This is a genomic window from Enterobacter sp. Ap-1006, assembly GCF_011752835.1.
Classification (GTDB): Bacteria; Pseudomonadota; Gammaproteobacteria; order Enterobacterales; family Enterobacteriaceae; genus Cedecea.
The window spans coordinates 436,980-460,212 of the sequence record NZ_VWWU01000004.1 but is presented as its reverse complement, the minus strand read 5'-3'; the positions used below and the strand labels follow the sequence as shown (position 1 = coordinate 460,212).

27 protein-coding genes are annotated in these 23,233 nt (G+C 56.8%); 23 read left to right on the top strand and 4 right to left on the bottom strand.

All coding sequences use genetic code 11. The features are described 5' to 3' along the window. Positions 1 to 202: 202 nt before the first annotated feature. The 3 genes from F3J28_RS15055 (at position 203) to epmA (ending at position 3,091) form a co-directional block, all read left to right on the top strand. Positions 203 to 976 carry an isocitrate lyase/PEP mutase family protein gene (locus F3J28_RS15055; RefSeq protein WP_166877397.1) on the top strand — a complete coding sequence of 258 codons (774 nt, stop codon included), beginning with the start codon at positions 203 to 205 and terminating at the stop codon, positions 974 to 976. Then, positions 963 to 2,009: a bifunctional transcriptional activator/DNA repair enzyme AdaA gene (locus tag F3J28_RS15050; protein ID WP_166877394.1), complete on the top strand. Its 1,047-nt coding sequence runs from the start codon at positions 963 to 965 to the stop codon at positions 2,007 to 2,009. The genes F3J28_RS15055 and F3J28_RS15050 overlap by 14 nt, the downstream gene beginning before the upstream one ends. Positions 2,010 to 2,113: 104 nt before the next feature. Next, positions 2,114 to 3,091, top strand: coding sequence for an elongation factor P--(R)-beta-lysine ligase (gene epmA / locus F3J28_RS15045; protein ID WP_045781084.1), 978 nt, complete (start codon positions 2,114 to 2,116; stop codon positions 3,089 to 3,091). Between the two features lie 56 nt (positions 3,092 to 3,147). Here epmA and F3J28_RS15040 read toward each other — a convergent pair whose 3' ends face one another. Continuing rightward, the gene (locus F3J28_RS15040; RefSeq protein ID WP_166877391.1) at positions 3,148 to 4,176 is read right to left on the bottom strand and encodes a threonine aldolase family protein; all 1,029 of its coding nucleotides are present in this window, start codon (positions 4,174 to 4,176) and stop codon (positions 3,148 to 3,150) included. 193 nt (positions 4,177 to 4,369) lie between these two features. Here F3J28_RS15040 and F3J28_RS15035 point away from each other — a divergent pair, with 193 nt between their 5' ends. Then, the gene (locus F3J28_RS15035) at positions 4,370 to 4,900 is read left to right on the top strand and encodes a GNAT family N-acetyltransferase (protein WP_166877388.1); all 531 of its coding nucleotides are present in this window, start codon (positions 4,370 to 4,372) and stop codon (positions 4,898 to 4,900) included. Positions 4,901 to 4,974: 74 nt separating this feature from the next. Beyond that, a complete protein-coding gene (locus F3J28_RS15030) occupies positions 4,975 to 5,604 on the top strand; it encodes a LysE family translocator (RefSeq protein ID WP_008453726.1) in 630 nt (209 codons plus the stop codon). A 57-nt stretch (positions 5,605 to 5,661) separates the two neighbouring features. On the opposite strand, the gene yjgA is transcribed toward F3J28_RS15030, so the two are convergent. Continuing rightward, complete coding sequence (gene yjgA / locus F3J28_RS15025) at positions 5,662 to 6,216, bottom strand: ribosome biogenesis factor YjgA (protein WP_008453724.1); 555 nt, start codon at positions 6,214 to 6,216, stop codon at positions 5,662 to 5,664. A 99-nt stretch (positions 6,217 to 6,315) separates the two neighbouring features. Here yjgA and pmbA point away from each other — a divergent pair, with 99 nt between their 5' ends. Both pmbA and cybC read left to right on the top strand, forming a co-directional pair. After that, positions 6,316 to 7,668, top strand: a complete 1,353-nt coding sequence (gene pmbA / locus F3J28_RS15020) for a metalloprotease PmbA (protein ID WP_166877671.1) — start codon at positions 6,316 to 6,318, stop codon at positions 7,666 to 7,668. 58 nt (positions 7,669 to 7,726) lie between these two features. After that, positions 7,727 to 8,113, top strand: coding sequence for a cytochrome b562 (gene cybC, locus F3J28_RS15015; protein ID WP_008453720.1), 387 nt, complete (start codon positions 7,727 to 7,729; stop codon positions 8,111 to 8,113). A gap of 37 nt (positions 8,114 to 8,150) precedes the next feature. Here cybC and F3J28_RS15010 read toward each other — a convergent pair whose 3' ends face one another. Next, positions 8,151 to 8,783 carry a CatB-related O-acetyltransferase gene (locus F3J28_RS15010; RefSeq protein WP_166877386.1) on the bottom strand — a complete coding sequence of 211 codons (633 nt, stop codon included), beginning with the start codon at positions 8,781 to 8,783 and terminating at the stop codon, positions 8,151 to 8,153. A 385-nt stretch (positions 8,784 to 9,168) separates the two neighbouring features. Between F3J28_RS15010 and mdcA the strand changes: the two genes are divergently transcribed. The 8 genes from mdcA to mdcH all read left to right on the top strand — a co-directional run bounded on the left by mdcA (position 9,169) and on the right by mdcH (position 16,242). Then, entirely contained in the window at positions 9,169 to 10,824 is a 1,656-nt protein-coding gene (mdcA, locus tag F3J28_RS15005; protein WP_166877383.1) for a malonate decarboxylase subunit alpha, read from the top strand. After that, on the top strand, positions 10,824 to 11,693 hold the full coding sequence (locus F3J28_RS15000) for a triphosphoribosyl-dephospho-CoA synthase (RefSeq protein WP_166877380.1): 870 nt from the start codon (positions 10,824 to 10,826) through the stop codon (positions 11,691 to 11,693). The genes mdcA and F3J28_RS15000 overlap by 1 nt, the downstream gene beginning before the upstream one ends. Positions 11,694 to 11,703: 10 nt before the next feature. Continuing rightward, the gene (gene mdcC, locus F3J28_RS14995; RefSeq protein ID WP_166877377.1) at positions 11,704 to 12,003 is read left to right on the top strand and encodes a malonate decarboxylase acyl carrier protein; all 300 of its coding nucleotides are present in this window, start codon (positions 11,704 to 11,706) and stop codon (positions 12,001 to 12,003) included. Beyond that, positions 11,996 to 12,829, top strand: coding sequence for a biotin-independent malonate decarboxylase subunit beta (locus F3J28_RS14990; protein ID WP_166877374.1), 834 nt, complete (start codon positions 11,996 to 11,998; stop codon positions 12,827 to 12,829). Before mdcC ends, F3J28_RS14990 begins: the two co-directional genes overlap by 8 nt. After that, entirely contained in the window at positions 12,826 to 13,626 is an 801-nt protein-coding gene (gene mdcE, locus F3J28_RS14985; protein WP_166877371.1) for a biotin-independent malonate decarboxylase subunit gamma, read from the top strand. The genes F3J28_RS14990 and mdcE overlap by 4 nt, the downstream gene beginning before the upstream one ends. A 127-nt stretch (positions 13,627 to 13,753) precedes the next feature. After that, positions 13,754 to 14,713, top strand: a complete 960-nt coding sequence (locus F3J28_RS14980) for an AEC family transporter (protein WP_166877368.1) — start codon at positions 13,754 to 13,756, stop codon at positions 14,711 to 14,713. Between the two features lie 3 nt (positions 14,714 to 14,716). Further along, positions 14,717 to 15,337 carry a malonate decarboxylase holo-ACP synthase gene (locus F3J28_RS14975; RefSeq protein ID WP_166877365.1) on the top strand — a complete coding sequence of 207 codons (621 nt, stop codon included), beginning with the start codon at positions 14,717 to 14,719 and terminating at the stop codon, positions 15,335 to 15,337. Continuing rightward, positions 15,334 to 16,242, top strand: coding sequence for a malonate decarboxylase subunit epsilon (mdcH, locus tag F3J28_RS14970; protein ID WP_166877361.1), 909 nt, complete (start codon positions 15,334 to 15,336; stop codon positions 16,240 to 16,242). Before F3J28_RS14975 ends, mdcH begins: the two co-directional genes overlap by 4 nt. On the opposite strand, the gene F3J28_RS14965 is transcribed toward mdcH, so the two are convergent. Continuing rightward, complete coding sequence (locus F3J28_RS14965; protein WP_166877358.1) at positions 16,226 to 17,164, bottom strand: LysR family transcriptional regulator; 939 nt, start codon at positions 17,162 to 17,164, stop codon at positions 16,226 to 16,228. The two genes, mdcH and F3J28_RS14965, sit on opposite strands and share 17 nt — an antisense overlap. Before the next feature lie 402 nt (positions 17,165 to 17,566). Between F3J28_RS14965 and F3J28_RS14960 the strand changes: the two genes are divergently transcribed. The 8 genes from F3J28_RS14960 (at position 17,567) to dagF (ending at position 23,155) form a co-directional block, all read left to right on the top strand. Continuing rightward, the gene (locus F3J28_RS14960; RefSeq protein WP_166877355.1) at positions 17,567 to 17,869 is read left to right on the top strand and encodes a glycine dehydrogenase; all 303 of its coding nucleotides are present in this window, start codon (positions 17,567 to 17,569) and stop codon (positions 17,867 to 17,869) included. Between the two features lie 17 nt (positions 17,870 to 17,886). Next, on the top strand, positions 17,887 to 18,249 hold the full coding sequence (locus tag F3J28_RS14955; protein ID WP_008453696.1) for an SFCGS family glycine-rich protein: 363 nt from the start codon (positions 17,887 to 17,889) through the stop codon (positions 18,247 to 18,249). Between the two features lie 2 nt (positions 18,250 to 18,251). Further along, positions 18,252 to 18,548: a DUF4312 family protein gene (locus tag F3J28_RS14950; RefSeq protein ID WP_039289594.1), complete on the top strand. Its 297-nt coding sequence runs from the start codon at positions 18,252 to 18,254 to the stop codon at positions 18,546 to 18,548. 149 nt (positions 18,549 to 18,697) lie between these two features. After that, positions 18,698 to 19,474 carry a DUF4311 domain-containing protein gene (locus tag F3J28_RS14945; RefSeq protein WP_008453692.1) on the top strand — a complete coding sequence of 259 codons (777 nt, stop codon included), beginning with the start codon at positions 18,698 to 18,700 and terminating at the stop codon, positions 19,472 to 19,474. Between the two features lie 11 nt (positions 19,475 to 19,485). Then, on the top strand, positions 19,486 to 20,127 hold the full coding sequence (locus tag F3J28_RS14940) for a DUF4310 family protein (RefSeq protein WP_008453690.1): 642 nt from the start codon (positions 19,486 to 19,488) through the stop codon (positions 20,125 to 20,127). Positions 20,128 to 20,182: 55 nt separating this feature from the next. Then, a complete protein-coding gene (locus F3J28_RS14935) occupies positions 20,183 to 21,316 on the top strand; it encodes an amidohydrolase/deacetylase family metallohydrolase (RefSeq protein WP_166877352.1) in 1,134 nt (377 codons plus the stop codon). Further along, positions 21,300 to 22,412 (top strand): DgaE family pyridoxal phosphate-dependent ammonia lyase, encoded by a 1,113-nt coding sequence (locus tag F3J28_RS14930; RefSeq protein WP_166877349.1) that lies wholly within the window; start codon positions 21,300 to 21,302, stop codon positions 22,410 to 22,412. Before F3J28_RS14935 ends, F3J28_RS14930 begins: the two co-directional genes overlap by 17 nt. A gap of 2 nt (positions 22,413 to 22,414) precedes the next feature. Continuing rightward, on the top strand, positions 22,415 to 23,155 hold the full coding sequence (gene dagF / locus F3J28_RS14925; RefSeq protein WP_166877347.1) for a 2-dehydro-3-deoxy-phosphogluconate aldolase: 741 nt from the start codon (positions 22,415 to 22,417) through the stop codon (positions 23,153 to 23,155). The last annotated feature ends 78 nt before the right edge of the window (positions 23,156 to 23,233 follow it).

Sequence of the window (23,233 nt, the reverse complement as noted above, 5' to 3'; positions counted from 1 at the left end):
TAGGGAAATTTGATTTGTTCGATTTTTTTGCTGTTCTACAGGTCGATTAATTACCGCTCTTAATGAATTGCGTCACAAAAATGAATGTTTAAATGGTGTAATGCGAACAAAAAGCGGCGAAAAATAGTCGTCTGTTTTTCGGTTGTTGCCTCCCCGGCTGGAGCTCAGAATCTTTTACATTCTATAAAAGCAGGGGATAAAAATGAGCTTCAGTCAGATGCATTATCAGAGCACGCCATTGCTGCTGGCTAACGTTTGGGATGTCAGCAGCGCTCAGGCGGCACAGGACGCGGGTTATCAGGCGCTGGGCACCTCAAGCGCGGCAATCGCCGATATGTTGGGCTACAAGGATGGCGAAGCGCTGCCATTTTCTGTACTTCTTGCTCTGGTGGCCCGCATACGTGAGCGCGTCAGCTTGCCGCTTTCCGTCGATATGGAAGCCGGGTATGGGGCAGACACCGAAACGGTTGTGAGCCAGGCCAGTCAGCTGGCACAGCTGGGCGTTGTCGGCATTAACCTTGAAGACAGCAAAGTTGAACAGGGAGCGCGTCGTTTACTGGATGCCAGACACTTTGCAGCCCGCCTGAGCGCGATCAAAGCAGGGCTGGATGCCGCGAAAACGCCGCTCTTTATCAATGCCAGAACCGATGGCTTCTTGCTTGGTGAGTTGGATGCGCTGAATCAAACGATCGCCCGCGGCAGGCTATATCAACAGGCGGGGGCTGACGGCTTCTTTGTGCCCTGCGTGACCTCACCTGAAGATATTCAGGCGATTGCCGGCGCAGTTGATCTGCCGCTGAATGTGATGTGCATGCCGGGTCTGCCCGATTTTGAACAACTGGCGACGCTGGGGGTGAAACGTATTTCAATGGGGAATTTCGTGCACGCCGCGCTGAACCGTAAGTTACAGCATCTGTTGTTTAGCCTCCGCCAACGGGGCGCATTTGACGAGATCTTTGCCAATGAAAATCCTTGATATCGAGCAGTGCAATACCTGGTACGAGGCGCTGGTGGCGCGCTCTTCCGAGCATGTCGGCGTTTTTTTCGTGGGCGTGAAAACCACCGGCGTGTTCTGCATTTCCAACTGTCGCGCCCGTAAGCCTAAGCGGGGTAACGTTGAGTTTTATGACGACTTCAAATCCGCGCTTCACGCGGGCTTTCGTCCCTGCAAGATCTGCCGCCCCACTGAAAACGCCTTCTCTGCGCCGCCCATAGTCGAGCAGGCGATTGCCCTTTTCAGGGCGAGCAGTGAGAACCGGGTCAGCGATGGTGAGCTGCGTGAGCACAACATCAGCCCTGAACGTCTCCGGCGCTGGTTTGTGCAACACCACGGGATGACTTTTCAGGCCTGGCAGAGAATGCTGCGTGTGAATGTGGCGTTGCAGGAGCTCAGGCGTGGGAAAAGTGCGACGGATGCGGCGTTTAGCAGCGGCTACGACTCGCTGAGTGGGTTTGGCTATACCTGCAAAAAGCTCACTGGCGATGCCCCCAGTCGGGCGGCAGATATCATCGTTATTCACCGTTTTACCACACCCATCGGGCCGATGTTTGTGTGCGCCACCGAGATGGGCGTCTGCCTGCTGGAATTTGTTGACCGACGTGCGCTGGAGCGGGAATTTGACGATCTGCAGTCGCGGCTCAATGCCCGTATCATCGCCGGGGAAAATGATCATACGCGGCAGGCGGAAAAAGAGATCGGGGAATACTTTGCTGGAAAAAGGCAGCAGTTCACTCTTGCACTGCATACACCGGGCAGCGCGTTTCAGCAAAAAGTCTGGCAGCAGCTCGATACCGTACCTTATGGGGCAACCTCTCACTATCAGGCGCTGGCGATAAAAATGGAGAATCCAGATGCCGTGCGTGCGGTGGCCGGAGCCAACGGCGCGAACCGGGTTGCCATCGTCATTCCGTGCCACAGAATCATCGGTAAAAACGGGACTATGACGGGATACGGTGGCGGCATTGCACGGAAAAAATGGCTGCTTGAGCACGAGAAAAAGTTTGCGTAACGCGGGCCATAAAACGCTCAGAACAAAATTCTCTGCACAAAATTTGTCTCCTTTCTGTGATGCGGGTAGACTTCTCGGCCTTGCATAAATACGGAGACTTTCTCATGAGCGAAACGGCCACCTGGCAGCCGAGCGCATCCATCCCCAATTTGTTAAAACGCGCCGCCATTATGGCGGAGATTCGGCGCTTCTTCGCCGACCGAGGCGTTCTGGAGGTGGAAACACCCTGCATGAGCCAGGCGACGGTAACCGATATTCATCTGGTGCCGTTTGAAACCCGTTTCGTCGGCCCTGGCCACTCTCAGGGCATGAATTTGTACCTGATGACCAGCCCGGAATACCACATGAAACGCCTGCTGGCGGCGGGCTGTGGCCCGGTGTTCCAGCTGTGTCGCAGTTTCCGTAATGAAGAGATGGGGCGCCACCACAACCCGGAATTCACCATGCTGGAGTGGTATCGCCCGCATTACGACATGTACCGCCTGATGAATGAGGTGGACGATCTCCTGCAGCAGGTGCTGGAATGCGGCGCCGCAGAAAGTTTGTCTTACCAGCAGGCCTTCCAGCGCCATCTGGATATCGACCCGCTGTCAGCGGACAAAGCGCAGCTGCGTGAAGCGGCGGCGAAGCTCGACCTAAGCAACATCGCCGACAAAGAAGAAGACCGGGACACGCTGTTGCAGCTGTTGTTCGCGATGGGCGTCGAGCCACAGATTGGTAAAGACAAACCGACCTTCGTGTATCACTTCCCGGCAAGCCAGGCCTCTCTGGCGCAGATCAGCACCGAAGATCACCGCGTGGCGGAGCGCTTTGAGGTTTACTTCAAAGGTATCGAGCTGGCGAATGGCTTCCATGAGCTGACCGACGCCCGCGAACAGCAGCAGCGTTTCGAGCAGGATAACCGCAAACGCGCGGCGCTTGGCCTGCCGCAGCAGCCGGTGGACATGAACCTGCTGGCGGCGCTGGAAGCCGGCATGCCGGACAGCTCCGGCGTAGCGCTGGGCGTTGACCGCCTGATTATGCTGGCGCTGGGGGCTGAAAGCCTCGCCGAGGTCTTAGCCTTTACGGTGGACCGCGCTTAACGCCCGAAGAAAAATGGCCCCTATGCGGGGCCATTTTTTTATCTGCTGGCGAACGGTTAGCGGCTCGCTTTAGCCATCAGTTGGTGGAACAAGTTTAAAACGGTCTCGTTGCCTATCGGCAGCATGTTGTCGCCTACATACCATTCCGTTTTACACCAGCCCGGTACTTCGGCCTCTTCCAGCGCATTGAACAGCCAGTATCCCTCCTGCCTGGCTATTTCATCCCTGGCGCTGAGTAATGTTTCTTTATCCGCATCGAAATAAACATGCAGCATGTTGACCTGAGGTCTGCGGGGCAGGATACGAATGCCCGGCACGGCCTCCAGGCTGGCGGCGAGACTGAGGGTGCGCTGATAGCAGCTCTCAAGGATGGCCAGCCGTTTTTCTAAGCGCATTGCCGTGGAAACCACCGCGGGACTTTGCGTCACCACGTTACCGCCTAATCGTCTGAGCCAGACGCGAGCCTGGCGGATAAAGTCTTCATCGCCAGCGAGTAACGAACCTGAAATACCCCCGAGGCCCTTGTAGACGGAAACATAGACTGAAGAAAAACCCTCAGCAATTTCAGCCCAGGTGCGCTGGTAATACGCCCGGCTCTCCCAGAGGCGAGCCCCGTCCATATGCAGCGGCGTGCCAGCTTCTGCGGCTGCGGCTTTCAGGGCTTCCAGCTCGTCCCACTCTGGGAGTTGCCCGCCAATCTCACGCGCGGGAAGTTCAACTACAAGGCAGCTTAAAGGCTCCGCTATGGCGGTAAAATCACTGGCAAGGATAGGCCGTAGTTTATGACCTACGACGACACCATGCATCTTCACCAGGGCCTGAAAAGTTTGCTGTTCATGAATCAGCAGGTGCGATGTCGCGTGCGCGCCAAAGCGAGGCAGGCGGTTACGTTCGCTCCAGATAATGACCGCTATCAGCTGCGCCATCACTCCGGTAGGAATAAATATTGCCGCTGGTTTACCCAGTAGCTGAGCGATTTTGCTCTCAAAACCCGCGATAAAATCCCCCACGCCGTAGCTGTCATGGGCGACTTCATTTTCCCTGGCCCAGTCGGCCATCTCCTGGAATTGCTCCGCAGGTGTCATTTCTTTAAATCCTCTCAGCTCGGTTTTACAGGCAAGCTTAAGAGCGCGTCGTTGGGCATCGATATCTGGCATCAAAGCAGAGAACCTCTATCTGGACGGGTTAAGTCAAAGGGGAACGTAGGGCATTAGCGCAATGTGAATAAGCTACCCGAAATGGCGTTCGTAAAGTGTATACATTTGATAAACTGCACTCATGCTAACGATAAAACGAATTACCGACCGCAGCTCCCCGTATTTTGAATGCGTGGACGAGCTGTATGAAAGCGCCTTTCCGCGGCATGAGAAACGCCAGCCTGCCGCAAAAATTAGCGCACTTTCTCACCCGAATTACAGCCTGCAGGCCTGGTTCGACGGCGAGCAGTTTGTCGGCATGATCGGCGCGTGGGATTTTGGTGATTATGCCTATATTGAGCACCTCGCCGTGAACGGCCAGCTGCGTGCGCAGGGCTACGGCAAGCGAATGCTGAGCCAGTTTTTGCGGCTTTACCCGCAAACTATCCTCGAAATCGATCCGCTGACCACCGAGATCGCCCATAAGCGGCTGCGTTTTTACCAAAGCCTCGGCTTCTGCGAAAACGACTATGTGCATCACCATCCGACTTACCATGCGGACATCCCCGATCATCAGCTGATAGTGTTGAGTTATCCGCAGCCCATCGATGACGCTCAGTATGGCCGCTTTTTTGACGATCTTTGCCGCGTCGTGATGGAACGCCCGTTTTAATCTAAACGTTTTAAAAGTACCCGGCAGGCAGTAGCCGCCGGGCGCTAATCTATTTTTTTACCAGGACTGAATAGATGGATATCACCACGCTGTTTCTTTACGTCATCGCCGTTAGCGCGGTCATGGTGACGCCAGGCCCGTCGATGCTTTTAGCGCTCAATAACGGAGCCACCTACGGGATGCGCATTGCGGGCTACGGCTTTCTCGGTGCGGTGCTGGCGGACCTGCTGCTGATTGGCGCGGTGGGCTGCGGCCTGGGCGCGTTGTTGCAGGCTTCTGAACAGCTGTTTGCAGTGGTGAAATGGGGCGGCGCGCTTTACCTGGTCTATCTGGCTTACGTGCTGTGGCGCGCACCTGCTAAGGCGCTAAGCGTGAGCGCTTCGGCTGCGGTGGCCACGGGCAAAACGGCGTTTCTGCGATCGCTGATGGTCGGCTTATCCAACCCCAAAGGGCTGCTGTTCTTCTCGGCATTTTTACCGCAGTTCATCCGCCCGCAGGAGCCGGTGGCGATGCAGTACATGATTCTGGCGCTGGTCAGCGCGATTATTGACTGCATCATGATGACGATTTACGCCTGGGGTGGCCGCCACGCGATGCGCAAATTCTCCGCCAACGTGATGCGCTGGGTGAACCGCAGCTGTGCGGGTATGCTCGCCGTGCTGGCGGTGGGCGTGGCGCTGTATCGACGCAGTAATTTGACCTGAGAAAGGTCAGAGGAAATTGGGCGCTGGCCGGGGAGAAAACAGGCCAGCGCTAACGTCTTAGCTTTCCTGCTCTTCGGCGAGTTCGCGAAGGTAAGAGAAGATCTGACGGTAGGACTTAGGCGGCTTATTGGCCGCTTTTTCTTTTTGCGCGTTACGGATCAACACGCGCAGCTGCTGGCGGTCCGCCTGCGGATAAAGTCTCAGGACTTCGCTCATCGCGTCATCGCCTTCTTCAACCAGACGGTCGCGCAGGGCTTCCAGCTTGTGGAACAGCGAAACCTGCTGGTTGTGGCGGTTCTTCAGCTTGTCGAGCGCCTGACGGATTGGATCCATGTCGCGGGAACGCATCATCTTGCCGATCAGCTGCACCTGGCGGCGGCGGCCTTCTTTCTTGATGCGCTGCGCCAGCTCAATAGCGGCACGTAAATCATCGTCGAGCGGGATTTTTTCCAGGGCATTTTTGCCCAGTTCCATCAGCTCAACGCCCAGGCGTTTTAGCTCTTCGGCGTCGCGCTTAATCTCACTTTTACTGACCCAGATAATTTCATCATCTTCGTCTTCATTTTCATCATCGGGCACGTCGTCGAGCCAGTCTTCGGGCTGCTTGGTCATATTAGGCTCCTTAAAAAGTTGACGCGGATATTACCAGCAATGGGCCTGCACTGCGAAATTGTTCTGATCCTGTTAGACTTGAACGACTCACCTTACATTATGGCAGTAGCGATGAAAGTAAACACGCAAGTAGCACAACAACGTCAGGTTCTGGAGCAGGCGGTTTCACAGGCGCTGGAGCTGGCAAAGGGCAAGTCAGACGGCGCGGAAGTGGCGGTCAGTAAAACCACCGGTATCAGCGTCAGCACCCGCTACGGTGAGGTGGAGAACGTCGAATTCAACAGCGATGGTGCGCTGGGCATCACCGTTTATCACCAAAACCGCAAAGGCAGCGCTTCGTCCACGGATCTGAGCCCGGACGCCATTGCCCGTACCGTACAGGCCGCGCTGGACATCGCTCGCTATACCTCGCCTGACCCTTATGCTGGCGTGGCGGATAAAGAACTGCTGGCCTTTGATGCACCCGATCTGGATCTCTTCCACCCAACTGAAATTGACCCGGAGCGTGCCATTGAGCTTGCCGCGCGAGCGGAAAACGCGTCCCTGAACGTGGATAAACGTATCACCAATACCGAAGGCGGCAGCTTTAACAGCCATTACGGCATCAAAGTATTCGGCAACAGCCACGGTATGCTGCAGAGCTACTGTTCCACCCGCCATTCCCTTTCGAGCTGCGTCATTGCCGAAGAAAACGGTGATATGGAGCGCGATTACGCCTACACCATCGGTCGCGCGATGGAAGACCTGAAATCACCCGAGTGGGTAGGAGCCGACTGCGCGCGCCGTACGCTGTCTCGCCTGTCTCCGCGTAAACTCTCTACGATGAAAGCACCGGTGATTTTCGCTAATGAAGTGGCGACCGGGCTGTTTGGTCACCTGGTTGGCGCGATTGCGGGCGGTGCGGTATACCGCAAATCAACTTTCCTGCTGGATTCCCTCGGCAAGCAAATTTTGCCGGACTGGATGACCATTGAAGAGCATCCGCACCTGCTGAAAGGCCTGGCTTCCACGCCGTTTGACAGCGAAGGTGTGCGCACTGAACGCCGCGATATCATCAAGGACGGCGTGCTGCAGCAGTGGCTGCTGACCAACTATTCCGCACGTAAGCTGGGGCTGAAAAGCACCGGTCACGCGGGCGGGATCCACAACTGGCGCATTGCTGGCCAGGGCCTGGGCTTTGAGGAAATGCTGAAACAGATGGGCACCGGGCTGGTGGTCACCGAGCTGATGGGGCAGGGCGTGAGCGGCATTACCGGCGACTATTCTCGCGGTGCGGCGGGCTTCTGGGTTGAAAATGGCGAGATCCAGTATCCGGTGAGCGAAATCACCATCGCCGGCAACCTGAAAGACATGTGGCGCGAGATAGTTACTATTGGCAACGATATAGAAACACGTAGCAACATTCAGTGTGGTTCAGTCTTACTTCCGGAGATGAAGATAGCCGGTCAGTAAAGCAATGTGGCGCGTCCTGCCGCGCCCGTTTCTCATATAAAAAAGATAAGGTGAGTAAATGCGTAAGCAACTGATTGCAATGTTAGCCGTATCATCCGTGTTACTGTCCGGCGCTGCGTTTGCCAAAGATGTCGGTGACGACATGGACATTATCGCGAAAAACTACAAGACCGTGCTGAGCACCAAAGATGCCGCCGAGCTGAAAACCTCACTGGGCAACATGCGTGAAGCGGCTCTGGATGCGCAGAAAGGCACCCCGCCTAAGCTGGAAAATGAGGCTGCCGACAGCGCCAACATGAAAGAGTACCGCCACGGGTTTGATATTCTCGTGGGCCAGATTGACGGTGCCCTGAAGCTGGCCAACGAAGGCAAAGTGACAGAAGCTCAGGCTGCTGCCGCAGACTTCAAAACCACTCGCGATACCTACCACAAGAAGTTTCGCTAAGATTTAACAACGGGCGGGTTATTCCCGCCCGCTTTCTTTACCGCAGTGATCCCACCGCTTGCTCCAGCGCAGCAATATTGTTATTGCTCAACAGGGGCCGAATAGCCTGAAAATGCTCGTCGCTTAGCTGGTAAATGTGCAGCTTCAGCAGCCGCTCAATCACCTCGGGTTCGAAACGCAGGGCGATTGGTTTGGCCGGGTTACCGCCGACGACGCTGTAAGGCGCGACGTCTTTTGTCACCACGCTGCCAGCGGCAATAATTGCGCCTTCACCGATGGTCACGCCGGGCATGATGATTGCCCTCATGCCTATCCAGCATCCGTCTCCGAGCGTGGTATCGCCTTTGGCGCGGTAGGCGTCTTTGATGGTTTCGATAAAGGGATAAAGAGAGAACCAGTCGCCTCGGTGCGTGTGGTTGCCGCCCATCAGGATCACCGCCTCGGCGGCGATACAGACGTAATCACCTATCCACAGCTGGTCAAGCTCGCCAATGGGTTCCCACTCCCGGCTCACCGCGTCACCCTGCAGGTAGCGCACCACGCTTCGCTCAAAACCGCTATCCCAGCAGTCGCTGTAATAACTGTGCTGGCCTTTGATATGAATATTGGGGTTGGTCACCGTTTCGTGCAGGTACTCGACCTGAGACCAGTGCTTTTCAGTCTTTGACATGTTTTTTCTCACAACAAAAGTGTGCCAACGGAACAAGGTTCCGTTTCAAATTGCAGACGGGAATGTGTGAGCGCGCTAAGCGATGCGCGGCTGTTTTAGCAGAGGATTGTTGAGTACGGCGACGAGCAGCATGACGTTAAAACCTGTATTTAAGACTCGACAACCTTAACATCGGGGGCAGCGGAGTACACCTTTTTCCTCCTTCATCCGTGTAGCGCACCCTGGTCATCTTCGCCTTCTACCCGGATCACAAAACGATAAACCCATTATTACTCTAAGGCTAATGATTAACGCCTGAGCTTAATTGATAGCCAACCCCGCGTGGCGCACACTTTTAACCAGACTAAAGCTAATCAAAATGATGCGCTGAATCAGGAGGTTAATAATGAGTGCTAGCCAAACGCCTGCCCGCGTCTGGAACACGCGTCGCACCGAGAAGCAGCGACGTATGGCGTCCAGTAACGTACAGGGCAAGGTGATCCCGACCGGGGACCTCGTCGAAGTGATGGAAAAGCTGATTGCACCGGGCGACCGGGTAGTGCTGGAAGGAAATAACCAAAAACAGGCCGATTTTCTCTCCCGCATGCTGGCAGAGGTCAGCCCGCAAAAAGTACACGATCTGCATATGATTATGCCGAGCGTCGGCCGCAGTGAACACCTTGATATTTTTGAAAAAGGTATCGCCCGCAAGCTTGACTTCTCTTTCTCCGGCACCCAAAGCCTGCGTATTTCTCAACTGCTGGAAGACGGGCTGTTAGAAATTGGCTCGATTCACACCTACATCGAGCTTTATGCGCGCTTGTACGTCGATCTTGCGCCTAACGTCGCGCTCATCGCCGGTTATAAAGCCGACCGCAAAGGAAACCTGTACACCGGGCCGAGCACTGAAGATACGCCTGCATTGGTTGAAGCTGCCGCCTTCCATGACGGGATTGTTATCGCCCAGGTTAATGAACTGGTGGACGATGACTGCGATTTGCCGCGCGTGGACATTCCCGGATCCTGGATTGACTACGTGGTGGTTGCCGACAAACCCTTCTTTATCGAACCGCTGTTTACCCGTGACCCGCGCCTGATCAAGCAGGAACACATCCTGATGGCGATGATGGCCATCAAAGGCATTTACGCCGAACACCAGGTTCAGTCGCTGAACCATGGGATTGGCTTTAACACCGCCGCCATTGAGCTGCTGCTGCCGACTTACGGCGAACAGCTCGGTCTGAAAGGTAAAATCTGCAAACACTGGACCCTGAACCCGCACCCGACGCTGATCCCGGCGATTGAAAGCGGCTGGGTCGAGAGCGTGCACTGCTTCGGCGGCGAGCTGGGCATGGAAGAGTACATTCGCGCTCGCCCGGATATCTTCTTTACCGGTGCCGACGGCTCTATGCGCTCCAACCGAGCCATGTGCCAACTGGCCGGGCAATACGCTGTGGATATGTTTATTGGTTCCACCCTGCAGGTTGATGGCCTGGCTAACTCTTCAACCGTGACGCGTGGCCGCTTATCGGGCTTCGGCGGCGCGCCAAATATGGGGCACGATCCGCACGGTCGTCGCCACGCCACGCCGGCGTGGCTGAACATGATCACCGAGCCCGATCCGATGCAGCGCGGTAAAAAGCTGGTGGTGCAGATGGTCGAAACCTTCCAGGCGGGCGTGAAGCCCACCTTCGTGGAAACCCTGGATGCCGTAGAGGTGGCCAAAACCTCCGGCATGCCGCTGGCCCCGGTAATGATTTACGGCGACGACGTCACCCACGTGCTCACCGAGGAAGGCATTGCGTATCTCTACCGTGCGGAGAGTCTGGAAGAACGCCGTGCGATGGTAGCGGCGGTCGCCGGTATCACCGACATCGGCCTGGGCGTGGACGCTAAACGTGTCGCCGCACTTCGCCAGAGCGGCAAAGTGGCTTACCCGGAAGATATGGGGATCCGCCGCAGCGAGGCGACCCGTTCTCTCCTGGCGGCAAGCAGCGTGGCCGATCTCGTCGAATGGTCCGGCGGTCTTTACAACCCGCCAGCGAAATTCCGGAGCTGGTAATGAAATTACATCCACAGAAAGGCGTCGAGGCCGAAGCGGGCTGGCTGGCAAGGGCTGCGACCCAAAGCCTGATCGAGGAAGCCCGCCTGAGCCCGAAACCCGGTCTGGTGGACAGCCGGGGGAATGGCGCCCATCACGACCTCAGCCTGGCGCTGATGGAGCGATCGGCCCTCAGCCTGACCCCGACATTTCATGCTCTGGCATTACAAAGCTGGGAACGTCCGGCAGACATCGCGCTGCGCCAGATGGTAGGGCGCCTGGGGCGCGAAGGTGAGCAACAGATGATGGCGGCAACCGGGGGAGTGAATACCCACCGGGGAGCCATCTGGGCGCTCGGCCTGCTGATTTCCGCCGCCGCTATGCACGGGATGAATGGCAGCAGCGTGGAGATCGCCGCTACGGCAGCGCGACTTGCAGCACTTCCTGATGAAGCCGCGCCAAAAAGCTTCAGTAAAGGGTTAAGAGCCACAAGACGCTATCGCGTGCCGGGTGCACGAGAAGAGGCCCAGCAGGGTTTCCCTCACGTGATGTGCCTTGCGCTGCCCCAGCTTCGCCGTAGCCGCCAGTCCGGGGCAACGGAAGGCGAGGCCAGGATTGACGCTTTGATGGCGATTATGACTTCACTTTCAGATACTTGTGTGCTTTCTCGTGCCGGTTTACCTGGTCTGGAAACCATGCAGAACGGTGCCCGCAGCGTGCTGATGAACGGGGGGATTTCGCGCAAAGAAGGCCGTGATGCGCTGGATTTGCTCGACCGCAATATGCTGGCGCTGAATGCCTCTCCGGGCGGCGCGGCTGATTTGCTCGCCGCCACGCTCCTGCTGGACCGCATCGATAACGATGCCACTCCGCTTCACTCACTTAATTAACGAGGGCGTTATGGAACACATTACGTTGTCATTTCCGGCAACCCGCACGGCCACAGGCAAAGCTCTGACTGGCGTGGTGGGCTCCGGCGATATGGAAGTCCTGTTTACTGCCGCACAGGGGCAGATTCTGACCATCGACATTACCACCTCCGTCGATAACAGCGAAAAACGCTGGAAAGCGCTTTTCGAGCGCCTGGCCGCGCTGAGTCACCTGCCTGCCGGGCAAATGCACATTCATGATTTTGGCGCGACGCCGGGCGTGGCGCGTATCCGCATTGAACAGGTTTTTGAGGAGGTGGCTCATGCGTGACGACAGCAGTTTTATTGAATTAAGAGCCCGCGAGCGTGCCCGTCTGCTGCTTGATGAAGGCAGCTACCGCGAACTGCTCGATCCTTTTGAGGGCATTATTTCGCCATGGCTGGGGCCTCAGGGCATTGTGCCTCAGTCCGACGACGGTATGGTCGTGGCCAAAGGTACGATCAACGGTGGTCCGGCAGTGGTGATTGCCATCGAAGGCGCATTCCAGGGCGGCAGTATGGGTGAAGTCTCCGGGGCGAAAATGGCCGCCGCGCTTGAGCTGGCGGCGGAAGACAACCGCAACGGTATTCCGACGCAGGCGGTGCTTTGCCTGGAAACCGGCGGCGTGCGCCTGCAGGAGGCTAACCTCGGCCTGGCGGCGATTGCCGATATTCACGCGGCGATTGTCGATCTGCGTCGCTATACCCCGGTGATTGGCGTTGTCGCTGGAACCGTGGGTTGCTTTGGGGGGATGTCGATTGCCGCTGCACTTTGCAGCTATCTGATTGTAACTCGCGAAGCGCGCCTGGGCCTCAATGGTCCTCAGGTTATCGAGCAAGAAGCGGGCATTGAGGAATACGATTCCCGGGATCGGCCGTTTATCTGGAGCATGACCGGTGGCGAAGTTCGCTACCAGAGCGGGCTGGTGGACGCGCTGGTTGGCGACGGCGTTCACGCAGTCAAGCAGGCTGTCAACGAAGCCATCGCCAAAGGCGTTCCGGTACGGCATCGCACCGATAACTACGCGTGGTATCTGGATCGCCTGACCCATTTCGACACCAGTCAACAGGCTGATGCCGAACAAATCAAACAGCTTTTTGGGGAGAAACGCTCATGAGCCAGAAACTGAATCGTGCCGCTGTTTGGCTGGACACTCTGGTCCCGGATGCACCACGTATGGCGGGGCTGTGCGCCTCCGTGCAGGTCGCCGACGGTAACGTTGACGGAAAACCTGCACGCTTTATCGCTGTGGTGCCCGATGCCAATAACCATTACCCCCGGGCTGCTGGCGGCGAAGTCGGGCTGTTAGAAGGCTGGACGCTGGCAAAAGTGGTCAGCGAAACCATCGCTGAAGATGCCGACAAAGCTGAAAAGCGAGCCATCATCGCCGTTATTGATGTCCCTAGTCAGGCCTATGGTCGCCGCGAAGAGGCATTCGGTATTCACCAGGCGCTGGCAGGTGCCGCAGGCGCTTACGCCAACGCTCGTCTGGCCGGGCACCCTGTTGTGGGCCTGATTGTCGGCAAGGCGATGTCCGGGGCCTTTCTCGCTCACGGCTACCAGGCTAACCGACTGATCGCTTTTAACGACCAGGGCGTAATGATTCACGCGATGGGGAAAGAGTCCGCCGCGCGGATCACCTTACGCACCGTCGAGGCGCTGGAAAAACTGGCCGCGACCATTCCTCCAATGGCCTATGACATCAGCAATTACGAAACCCTGGGTCTGCTCTCGACGCTGCTGGATATCCATAATCCGGATGAGCCGAAGAGTGACGATGTGACGAAAGTACAGGCTGCCCTGAGTACGGCAGTGAAAGAGGCGCGGAGCGATACTTCGCTGAAATGTCGTCTGTTGGCGAAAAATCGCCACAGTTCGGCGCTGGTTCGTGAACGTATGCGCGCCAGCTGGTAAGAAAAAAGACAGACCTGCCGGATGCTATAACCAGACACGGTGCGCCGTGTCTGAATAAAAAGACGTCCGAAAAAAATAATAAATATCGCGACCGTGCTAACTCTCTTTATTGACTCAAGGTGAAGTTATGACTTACGTGATCGTTCATGCTCTGGCCCCTATTTTTGTCATCATGCTGCTGGGATTTTTCGCCGGCAAAGCGAAAATGGTCGATAACAAAAATGTCTCGCTGCTTAATATTTTTGTCATGGACTTTGCTCTACCCGCCGCGCTGTTTAGCGCGACAGTACAAACGCCGTGGCTTGGCATTGTTCAGCAGTCACCGCTAATCGTGGTACTGGTGCTTTCGATGTGGATTACCTATGCGGCGATTTACTTCCTGGCGACCAGCGTATTTAAAAAGTCGCCGCAGGATGCCGCCGTGTTGACGCTTACCGTGGCGCTGCCTAACTATGCCGCGCTTGGCCTGCCGATTTTAGGCAGCGTGCTCGGGGAAGGCTCCTCGACTTCGCTTTCCGTCGCGGTGTCGATTGCCTGCGGCTCCGTCCTGATGACGCCGTTCTGCCTGCTGATTCTTGAACGTGAAAAAGCACGTGCGGCAGGGGAAAACACTGGTTCAACGCTGACAATGTTGCCTGTACTGATGTGGCGCTCGGTGAAAAAACCTATCGTGTGGGGACCGTTGCTGGGGGTTGTACTGTCGGCTGTCGGTGTCCGGATGCCTGACTTGCTGCTGGCTTCTATTAAACCGCTGGGCCTGGCCGCTACCGCAGCCGCATTGTTCCTGACCGGCGTGATCCTGTCTGCGCGTAAGCTGCAGATCAACACTATGGTTATCACCGCGACCGTTACCAAACTGCTTATCCAGCCGTTTATCGCCTGGGGCATCGTGCTGGCGCTCGGCCTGACTGGGCCGGTGGCCATTACCTCCATTCTGATGATTGCCCTGGCCGCCGGCTTCTTTGGCGTAGTTTTTGGCAACCGGTTTGGTGTGCAATCGCCGGATGCGGAAGCCGTGTTGTTGCTGAGCTCGGTACTCTCTATCCTGTCGCTACCGCTGTTTATTACGCTGACTTCAGGAATTTAACCTATGCCGACATTACGCCCCCACGATCTCCTTTGGCTCACCGACCGCGAAGCGCTGGAGGGGGTTAGCGAGGAGTGGATAGCCAGCCAGTGGCGTCCTGCGCTACCGGTAGTGGTACGGCGTGATGTCGAACGTGACGGACGTGTGCCTGTAGGCGTGCGGGGGATGCGACGCGACCAGCGAGCGGCGGGCTGGGTAAGTACGGCGAGCGTTAAACGCGTTGTTAGCCCTGAAGCGTTATCCAGCCGTGAACTGCTACTCAATTCCCCGTTTGTTTCCATGCCGCCGGTGCAGGGCGCTATTCAGCTGGCGAGCCGCCCGTGGGCATGGTGCTGGGGTATTACCGGGAGCGTAGGTTACGCGCTGGCAACAGAAGTGCCTGTGATGCATGCCGCGAGCGATCTGGATGTGCTTATTCGCAGCCCACAGCCGATATCAAAAGAGGCGCTGACAGAGTGGCAGAGCCTGACCGGGCGACTGCTGTGCAGGGTTGATACGCAAGTCGAAACGCCTTACGGCGCTTTTGCGCTGGCGGAATGGCTAAGAGAAAAACGCGTGTTGCTGAAAACGAATCAGGGGCCGCTGCTTGTGACCGACCCCTGGTTGCCGGAGAAAAACGGATGAAAATACTTTTTACTTTTCCCGGGCAGGGAACCCAGCGTGTGGGCATGCTACAGGATCTACCCGAGCGCGACGCCATCCTGACGCAGGTCAGGGCGGTCTTAGGGGACGAAGCAGGCCAGTTAGATAGTGCTGCTGCGCTGAGGCATACTCGTGCCGTACAGCTTTGCCTGCTAATCGCAGGTGTCGCCTGGGCGCAGGAGCTTGAGCGTAGCGGCGTAAAACCAGACATGGTCAGCGGACTGTCTATCGGCGCGTTTCCGGCAGCCGTAGTCGCCGGCGTTATTCCCTTTTCAGATGCGCTGCGGCTGGTGGCGCTTCGCGGCGATCTGATGGAGCAGGCTTATCCTGAAGGCTACGGCTTAACGGCTATCGTCGGGCTGCGTCTGGAACAGGTGGAACTCCTGGTGACGGGCAGCGGCACTTACATCGCGAATATTAATGCTGAACAGCAAATCGTCATCGCCGGTAGCGAGGAGGCTATGGCGAAGGTTGCGGGTAGGGCGCTTGAGCAGGGGGCTCAAAAAGCCCGGCAGCTGGCGGTTAGCGTGCCCTCTCACTGTGCCTTGCTGAATGCGCCTGCGCAGAAGTTAAAACAAGCATTTGCTGATGTGGCGCTAATTCGTCCCAACTGCGCTTATCTCAGCGGCAGCACGGGCCGGGTACTTTGGCAACCAGAGCTAATTGCGGAAGATCTGGCGCTGAATATGGCCCGCACGGTGCGGTGGCGAGAGGCGATGATTGCCGCCAACGAGCGCGACGTGCGGCTGGCGATTGAAATGCCGCCGGGTAGCGTGCTTTCAGGTCTGACGCGGCAGGCGTTTCGTGAGGGGATCACCGTTTGTCGCGAACAAAACAGCGTGGCGGCCATTCTCCACCTTGTGGAAAAAACTAGGGCGGCGCGTTAGGCGTATCGATGAACGTGCGGGCGTACATTCGCCCCTCGGCGGCCAGCGCCAGTAGGTTCGGGTCATGTTCACGGTTGCGGGCAAAGACGATAGCGATGGTTTGTTTCATCTGATATTGCTCGGCCAGCCTCAGCAGCTGCACTGAATTTTCATACACCTTCTTCATTCTTCCGGGCATCAAGGTTAGCCCTACACCCGCCTGTACCAGGCTGACCATTGAGAAAATGTCGTTTACCCGAGTAACGATTTCCGGCTCGAAACCGGCGACGTTAAAGGCTTCCTGAAATCCTGCATAGGTGGCAAAGCCTTCCGCCAGAGAAACGAATTTCTCGGCGTGGAACTCGCGCAGATCTGCCGGGTGTGAGGTGTCCAGCGGGAAGCTGGCCGGTGCTGCCAGGAAAATATCGTCTCTAAACATGGGCAGGACTTCCAGCCTCGAGCGATCCACTTCACCTTCAGAAATGGAAATCAAAATAGCGTCCAGTACGCCGTCTTCCAGCATATTTAGCAGCACCTGGTTTGAGCCCATGGTGAGATCCATTTCCAGCTCCGGCCGCCTGAGCTTCATGCCCATGATAAGTTTCGGAACGGTTTCGAGCGTCAGGGAATAGAGGGTGCCGATACGCAGTCGCCCCTGACCTACGCCTGCCGCCTGGCGGGTTTCATCGATGCCGCGCGCCATCAGCGCAACCACTTCTTTGCTGTGCTCCAGCAGGGTAAATGCCGATTCGAGCGGTACCAGGTTGCGCCCTTTATGAATAAACAGCGGGCAGCGCACACCTTCCTCCAGGGTATGCAACGCGCGGTGCACGCTAACCCCGCTAATACCCAGCGCTTCGGCGGTGCGCGCAATGTTCCCTTTCTCCATAAACTCCATGAATATCTCAAGCTTGCGGAAAGTGATTTCAGCGTCGATTTTCATTACCCGGCGATAACCCCAGTCGGAAAAATTATGCCATTAAGGTATAGCAAACGAGACCAGACGGCACTGATGAGCCGCAATAAGCAGCAGGATTTACCGTTGCGCCACGAACGTATCCATCATAAGCAACGCCAATGATGGCGCTAAAACGGTCCTTTCATCACACTTTCAAACAAAAAGCGCCGCTGGAAAAACGGCCTTTTATCACCCGGTTATGTGAGCCAATTCACGGTAAGCCAGCGGAAAAGCGCTATTCCGGCTCTTTATGTGGAACAGATCACTATTGCCGCCGCGATTTCCACTTCGAAGTGGAAAACAACTCGCTACAAACCTTTCCCCCCGCCAGGTAGCTTAAAAAACAGATTAGTTAACGAGGTACCCAGGGTGAATAACGGAGCGGTAATGGTTAATGAAGCCGAGGAGTTAACGGCGCGCATTCAGGGTTTTATTGACGCGCTGTTCAAAAGTAAGCACATCACGCCTAACGGGGTACAGGAACAAATGCTGGCCTCTCACGTGAAGGCGATGATTCATCGCTCTCTGACCGGAGAGCCGTTACCAGAAGTGGAAGAGAGCTTGTTCGAGGAGATCTCCGCGGAGTCGATGGAAATGGCGCAGGCGGTGGTCGATCAGTTCGGAAATCTGCCGGTAGAAGAAGCGTGGTTGCTGTCAGTGCATTTCGAAGTGGCGAAAGACAATCTTTGAATAATCAGGAGAAAACAATGGAACAAATTACCGTAGTCATTGGTGACCGTCTGGGCAAAGGCCAGAAAGTTGCAGCAGGGATCGAAAAAGCGGGCGGTCGCGCCGTGGTTATTCCAGGCGTCGCCGCCGACATGAAGCTGGGCGACGTGATGAAAGCGGAGAATGCCACCTTTGGTATCTCCTTCTGCGGCAGCGGCGGCGCAGGTGCTATCACCGCACAAACCAAACACGGCTACAAAGCTAAGTACGGCATGCGCTCCGTTGATGAAGGCGTGACGGCGATTAACGAAGGCAACAACGTGCTTGGCTTTGGCTTTATGGACAAAGAAGAGCTGGGTGAGCGCCTGGTACAGGCGTGGAACAAGAAGTACGGCAGTTAAGTATGAAAGAAAAATTCGCTACCACGGTGCGAGTTAGCGGGCGCGGCGATACCAAAGCCAAAGCCTTTTCCGACGCCCTGAATCACGTTCAGGGCACGGTGCTTAAATCCACCAACCACATTCTTCTGCGCATCGAGCCACAGGACGTGCAGGTTGTTCAGGCGCAGGTCAGGGTGCGCAAAGAAGCTTTTCTGTTCTTCTTCCTGCGCCGGGAAAGGCGGAGCTACAGCGTGGAGCTGGATGTTTCCGTCAACGTGACGGCTCTTAACCTCGATGAGGTGGATTTCGTCTCTAATTAATTCAAACATTTATACCCAATTAGCTGGTGTTGTAGCAAGGCAGCAAGGGAAGGTGGTCCGATGAGCTTACTTGGGTAAGTGATTCGGGTGACTGAGCGCAGCTCACGCGGCTACAGCGACAGATAAGCAGGGTAGAAAAGGGCAGATACATGTTCTTAATCATATTATTCAAATCACTCATTATCGGCGGCCTCGTCGGTGTGGGCGTTGGTGCCGGGGCCGCGCGTATGTTCCATGCGCCGACCTCCCAGGGCATGGGCGCATTTCGTACACTCGGCGAGCTGAACTCCTGTGAAGGGGACCCGGCTTCTCACTTCTCCTTTGGGCTTGGCTTCTTCTTTAACGCCTGGGCATCTTCCGTCGCGGCGGGGGCATTCACCCAGGACGTTGACCACCGCATCATCCCTAACTGGGGCGCGGCTGCTCTGATGGTGAAGAACCGTAACGTGGCGGAAACCCTCCACGACCCGAAAAAAATGGCTATCGCCTGCGGCATCATCGGCATGATCGTGGTGGCGTTCCTGAACTCTACGGCCTCTGCGGTGCCGGCGGCACTTCAGGTCACGGCAGTCAAAGTGCTGGTGCCTGCGGCTAACCTGCTGGTGAACACCGTGATGCCGGTTATTTTCTGGCTGGCGGCTATCGACGCGGGCAAAAAATCCGGCTTCTGGGCAACCATTTTCGGCGGCGCAGCGCAGCTGATCATGGGCAACGCCGTGCCGGGACTGGTGCTGGGTATCCTGATCGGTAAAGGCGTTGAAGAAAGCGGCTGGCACCGCGTCACCAAAGTGATGATGACGGCTATCGTGGCCCTGTTTGTGCTGAGCGCCTTCTTCCGCGGGTTCGACATGAAGATGATTGAGTCTTTCCACATGACCGTGCCGAACTGGCTGGATCTGCTGCATAACTCGCTGAGCGGCAAATAAGGGGATAACGCATGGAACAGAATAAAGGCTTTTGGTACGCGGACTGGTCATTCCCGATCTTTGTCGGCCTGCTCTCCTCCGGCGTGTTTGCCGGGACACACATGTACTACCTGTACGGCATCGGCGCGTTTAACGAAGTCGCCTTCGTGGCGATGCTGAAGTCCGGGATTGATACCGGCGTTTACGGCGCGGTGGCGGCGTTTGGCGCCAGCTTCCTGTTTGCCCGCATCATCGAAGGCTCTCTGGTCGGGATCCTGGATATCGGTGGGGCGATTCAAACCGGCGTAGGCCTCGGTGTTCCGGCGCTGCTGCTGGGCGCGGGCTTTGTCTTCCCGGTGGCAAACTTTGCCGCATCGCTGGTGACTGGCCTGGTGATTGGTCTCGCCATTGGCTACATCATCATCCTGGCACGTAAGTTCACCATCAATCAGAGCGACTCGACCTACGGGGCGGACGTCATGATGGGCGCGGGTAACGCCTCCGGCCGCTTCCTTGGGCCGTTGATTATCCTCAGCGCCATGACGGCTTCGATTCCCATCGGCATCGGCTCGTTGATCGGCTCTCTGCTGTTTTACCTCTGGGGCAAACCGATTACCGGCGGGGCAATCCTGGGCGCAATGATTTTAGGTTCCATTTTCCCGGTAGCGTTGTAAGCAGCATTTCCAGGGCGGACGGGCTGTGGCTCGCCCGCCAGTTAAGGAGAAAGATATGTTTGACCTGATCCTGCGCCAGGCGCGGCTGGTGGACGATACCGTGATCGATATCGCCCTGAAGGACGGCAAAATTGCCGCCTTAGGCAAAATAACCGGCGAGGCAACTGAAGAGCGCCAGCTGAGCGGCGAATACTACGTCAGCGCCGGCTGGATTGACTCCCACGTTCACTGTTACCCCAAGTCCCCTATTTACCACGACGAACCTGACAGCGTAGGGATTCATACCGGCGTGACAACCGTCGTTGATGCCGGAAGCACCGGGGCCGATGACGTCGACGATTTCTATCAAATCACCCGCAGCGCAGCGACCGAAGTTTATGCGCTGCTGAACATCTCCCGCGTGGGCCTGATTGCCCAAAACGAACTGTCCAATATGGCGAATATTGACGCTGACGCCGTGCGCGGCGCGGTGAAGCGCCACCCGGACTTTATCGTGGGCTTAAAAGCGCGCATGAGCAGCAGCGTGGTAGGTGACAACGGCATTACGCCGCTGGTGCGCGCCAAGGCTATCCAGAAAGAAAACGGTGATTTGCCGCTGATGGTGCACATCGGCAACAACCCGCCGGACCTCGATGAAGTGGCCGAGTTGCTGACCAGCGGCGATATCATCACCCACTGCTACAACGGCAAGCCGAACCGCATTCTCAATCCGGCCGGGCAACTGCGAGCCTCCGTGGCGCAGGCTATCCAGCGCGGCGTGCGTCTGGATGTTGGGCACGGCACCGCCAGCTTTAGTTTTGACGTGGCGCGTGTCGCTATCCAGCAGGGCATTCTGCCGCACAGCATCAGTTCGGACATTTACTGCCGCAACCGCATCAGCGGTCCGGTGCATTCACTCGGCGCAGTGATGTCGAAATTCCTCTCCATCGGCCTGTCATTGCCTCAGGTGATCGACTGTGTGACCGCGCACGCTGCGGATGGATTACGTCTGAAAAATAAAGGCCGCCTGGCCGTGGGGCTGGATGGCGATCTGACCGTCTTTGAACTGCGCCGCCAGCCAACGGTATTTACCGACGCAGAGCAGCAAACGCTGACGGGTGACCAGGCGCTGGTGGCGCTGGCCGCAGTGCGCGCCGGGAAATGGTTTGACTGCGAACAAGGGAAAGCTGAACATGTCTTCGATCTATGAAAAATACAATTTAAAACAGGTGATTAACGCATCTGGCCGCATGACCGCTCTCGGTGTGTCTACGCCTCGCCCGGAAGTGGTGGATGCGGTCACCACCGGCATGAATCACTACTTCGAAATGAAGGATCTGGTCAACAAGACCGGCGCCTACATTGCCGGGCTGCTCGATGTTGAAGCGGCGACCGTGGTGTCCTGCGCTTCTGCCGGTATTGCCCAGTCCGTAGCTGCGGTGCTGGTTAAAGACAATCAATGGCTGATCGAGAACCTACACGCGGCCCCATTGGAGAACAACGAGATCGTGCTGCCGAAGGGCCACAACGTTAACTTCGGCGCGCCGGTCGGCACGATGGTGAACCTGGGCGGCGGCAAAATCGTTGAAGCGGGCTACGCCAACGAATGTTCGGCGGACCAGCTGGCCGCAGCTATTTCTCCGCGCACGGCGGCCATTCTGTACATCAAATCCCACCATTCGGTACAAAAAAGCATGCTCAGCGTTGAGCAGGCCGTTGTCGTGGCGCGTAAGCACAATCTGCCGCTGATTGTTGACGCTGCGGCGGAAGAAGATTTGCAGTGCTACTACCGCGCCGGGGCAGACCTGGTGATTTACAGCGGGGCGAAAGCTATTGAAGGCCCAACCAGCGGGCTGGTGATCGGCAAAGAGCAGTACGTCGAGTGGGTTAAGCTGCAAACTGGCGGTATCGGCCGCGCGATGAAAGTCGGCAAAGAAGGCATTCTCGGTCTGACCTGCGCGATTGAACATTACCTGAGCGCGGCCAAAGAGAGTGGGGCCGAAATGGTCGCCAAAATGACACCGTTTATCGACAGCCTGAACACGCTGAATGGCGTTACCGCGCGCGTGGTGTGGGATGCCGCTGGCCGCGATATCGCCCGCAGCGAAATCAAGTTCGATGAAGCGACCGTCGGCATCAGCACCGGCGAGCTGGTCGGTAAGCTGAAGCAGGGCGAATACGCCATCTACTTCCGTGGCTACAAGGCCAACGAAGGCATTATTGAAGCGGATGTGCGCAGCGTAAGCGCGGCACAGCTGGAGATTATTTACCGCTGCATCAAAGCGCTGGTAAGCAAGGAGAAATAAGCATGAAACTGACCCCGAATTTTTACCGCGATCGCGTGTGCCTGAACGTCCTGGCTGGCTCCAAAGAAAACGCCAAAGAGATTTACCAGGCGGCGGAAGGCCACGTGCTGGTCGGCGTGTTATCCAAAAACTACCCGGATGTAGCAAGTGCGGTCGCCGACATGCGTGATTACGCGGCGCTGATCGACAACGCGCTGTCCGTTGGCCTTGGCGCAGGCGATCCCAATCAATCTGCCATGGTGAGCGAAATCTCCGGCCAGATTCAGCCCCAGCACGTCAATCAGGTGTTTACCGGTGTGGGCACCAGCCGCGCGCTGCTGGGCCAGACTGACAGCGTAGTTAACGGCCTGGTTTCGCCGACCGGCACCGTCGGGAGGGTAAAAATCTCCACCGGCCCGTTAAGCTCTGGCGCGCCGGACGGCATTGTACCCGTCGAAACAGCGATTGCGCTGCTGAAGGATATGGGCGGCAGCTCAATCAAATATTTCCCGATGGGCGGGCTGGACTGCCGCGAAGAGTACGAGGCGGTAGCGGAAGCCTGTGCGAAGCATGATTTCTGGCTGGAGCCGACCGGCGGCATCGATCTTGATAACTACGAGGAGATCCTGAAGATTGCGCTGGATGCCGGTGTCAGCAAAGTGATCCCGCATATTTACAGCTCAATTATCGACAAGGCCAGCGGCAATACGCGCCCGGCGGATGTTGCCACTCTGTTGGCGATGACGAAGAAGCTGGTGGGGTAAAGTGCTCGCTGTTTCCCCTCACCCCGGCCCTCTCCCCAAAGGGGAGAGGGGGAAAAGAAAGGCCGGTTCTCCTTCGAG

Bases quoted from the DNA above. Each gene is read 5' to 3' on its own strand.
- F3J28_RS14935 (WP_166877352.1), top strand. From the start codon at position 20,183: ATGTTTGACCTGATCCTGCGCCAGGCGCGGCTGGTGGACGATACCGTG.
- F3J28_RS15010 (WP_166877386.1), bottom strand. From the start codon at position 8,783: ATGTCAAAGACTGAAAAGCACTGGTCTCAGGTCGAGTACCTGCACGAA.
- F3J28_RS14965 (WP_166877358.1), bottom strand. From the start codon at position 17,164: ATGAAAATCGACGCTGAAATCACTTTCCGCAAGCTTGAGATATTCATG.
- epmA (WP_045781084.1), top strand. From the start codon at position 2,114: ATGAGCGAAACGGCCACCTGGCAGCCGAGCGCATCCATCCCCAATTTG.
- F3J28_RS14975 (WP_166877365.1), top strand. From the start codon at position 14,717: ATGCCGACATTACGCCCCCACGATCTCCTTTGGCTCACCGACCGCGAA.
- cybC (WP_008453720.1), top strand. From the start codon at position 7,727: ATGCGTAAGCAACTGATTGCAATGTTAGCCGTATCATCCGTGTTACTG.
- F3J28_RS14960 (WP_166877355.1), top strand. From the start codon at position 17,567: ATGGTTAATGAAGCCGAGGAGTTAACGGCGCGCATTCAGGGTTTTATT.
- mdcA (WP_166877383.1), top strand. From the start codon at position 9,169: ATGAGTGCTAGCCAAACGCCTGCCCGCGTCTGGAACACGCGTCGCACC.
- F3J28_RS14945 (WP_008453692.1), top strand. From the start codon at position 18,698: ATGTTCTTAATCATATTATTCAAATCACTCATTATCGGCGGCCTCGTC.
- F3J28_RS14955 (WP_008453696.1), top strand. From the start codon at position 17,887: ATGGAACAAATTACCGTAGTCATTGGTGACCGTCTGGGCAAAGGCCAG.
- F3J28_RS15000 (WP_166877380.1), top strand. From the start codon at position 10,824: ATGAAATTACATCCACAGAAAGGCGTCGAGGCCGAAGCGGGCTGGCTG.
- F3J28_RS15040 (WP_166877391.1), bottom strand. From the start codon at position 4,176: ATGACACCTGCGGAGCAATTCCAGGAGATGGCCGACTGGGCCAGGGAA.
- mdcC (WP_166877377.1), top strand. From the start codon at position 11,704: ATGGAACACATTACGTTGTCATTTCCGGCAACCCGCACGGCCACAGGC.
- F3J28_RS15035 (WP_166877388.1), top strand. From the start codon at position 4,370: ATGCTAACGATAAAACGAATTACCGACCGCAGCTCCCCGTATTTTGAA.
- dagF (WP_166877347.1), top strand. From the start codon at position 22,415: ATGAAACTGACCCCGAATTTTTACCGCGATCGCGTGTGCCTGAACGTC.
- F3J28_RS15030 (WP_008453726.1), top strand. From the start codon at position 4,975: ATGGATATCACCACGCTGTTTCTTTACGTCATCGCCGTTAGCGCGGTC.
- mdcH (WP_166877361.1), top strand. From the start codon at position 15,334: ATGAAAATACTTTTTACTTTTCCCGGGCAGGGAACCCAGCGTGTGGGC.
- F3J28_RS14990 (WP_166877374.1), top strand. From the start codon at position 11,996: ATGCGTGACGACAGCAGTTTTATTGAATTAAGAGCCCGCGAGCGTGCC.
- F3J28_RS14940 (WP_008453690.1), top strand. From the start codon at position 19,486: ATGGAACAGAATAAAGGCTTTTGGTACGCGGACTGGTCATTCCCGATC.
- yjgA (WP_008453724.1), bottom strand. From the start codon at position 6,216: ATGACCAAGCAGCCCGAAGACTGGCTCGACGACGTGCCCGATGATGAA.
- F3J28_RS15055 (WP_166877397.1), top strand. From the start codon at position 203: ATGAGCTTCAGTCAGATGCATTATCAGAGCACGCCATTGCTGCTGGCT.
- F3J28_RS14980 (WP_166877368.1), top strand. From the start codon at position 13,754: ATGACTTACGTGATCGTTCATGCTCTGGCCCCTATTTTTGTCATCATG.
- mdcE (WP_166877371.1), top strand. From the start codon at position 12,826: ATGAGCCAGAAACTGAATCGTGCCGCTGTTTGGCTGGACACTCTGGTC.
- F3J28_RS14950 (WP_039289594.1), top strand. From the start codon at position 18,252: ATGAAAGAAAAATTCGCTACCACGGTGCGAGTTAGCGGGCGCGGCGAT.
- F3J28_RS15050 (WP_166877394.1), top strand. From the start codon at position 963: ATGAAAATCCTTGATATCGAGCAGTGCAATACCTGGTACGAGGCGCTG.
- pmbA (WP_166877671.1), top strand. From the start codon at position 6,316: ATGGCAGTAGCGATGAAAGTAAACACGCAAGTAGCACAACAACGTCAG.
- F3J28_RS14930 (WP_166877349.1), top strand. From the start codon at position 21,300: ATGTCTTCGATCTATGAAAAATACAATTTAAAACAGGTGATTAACGCA.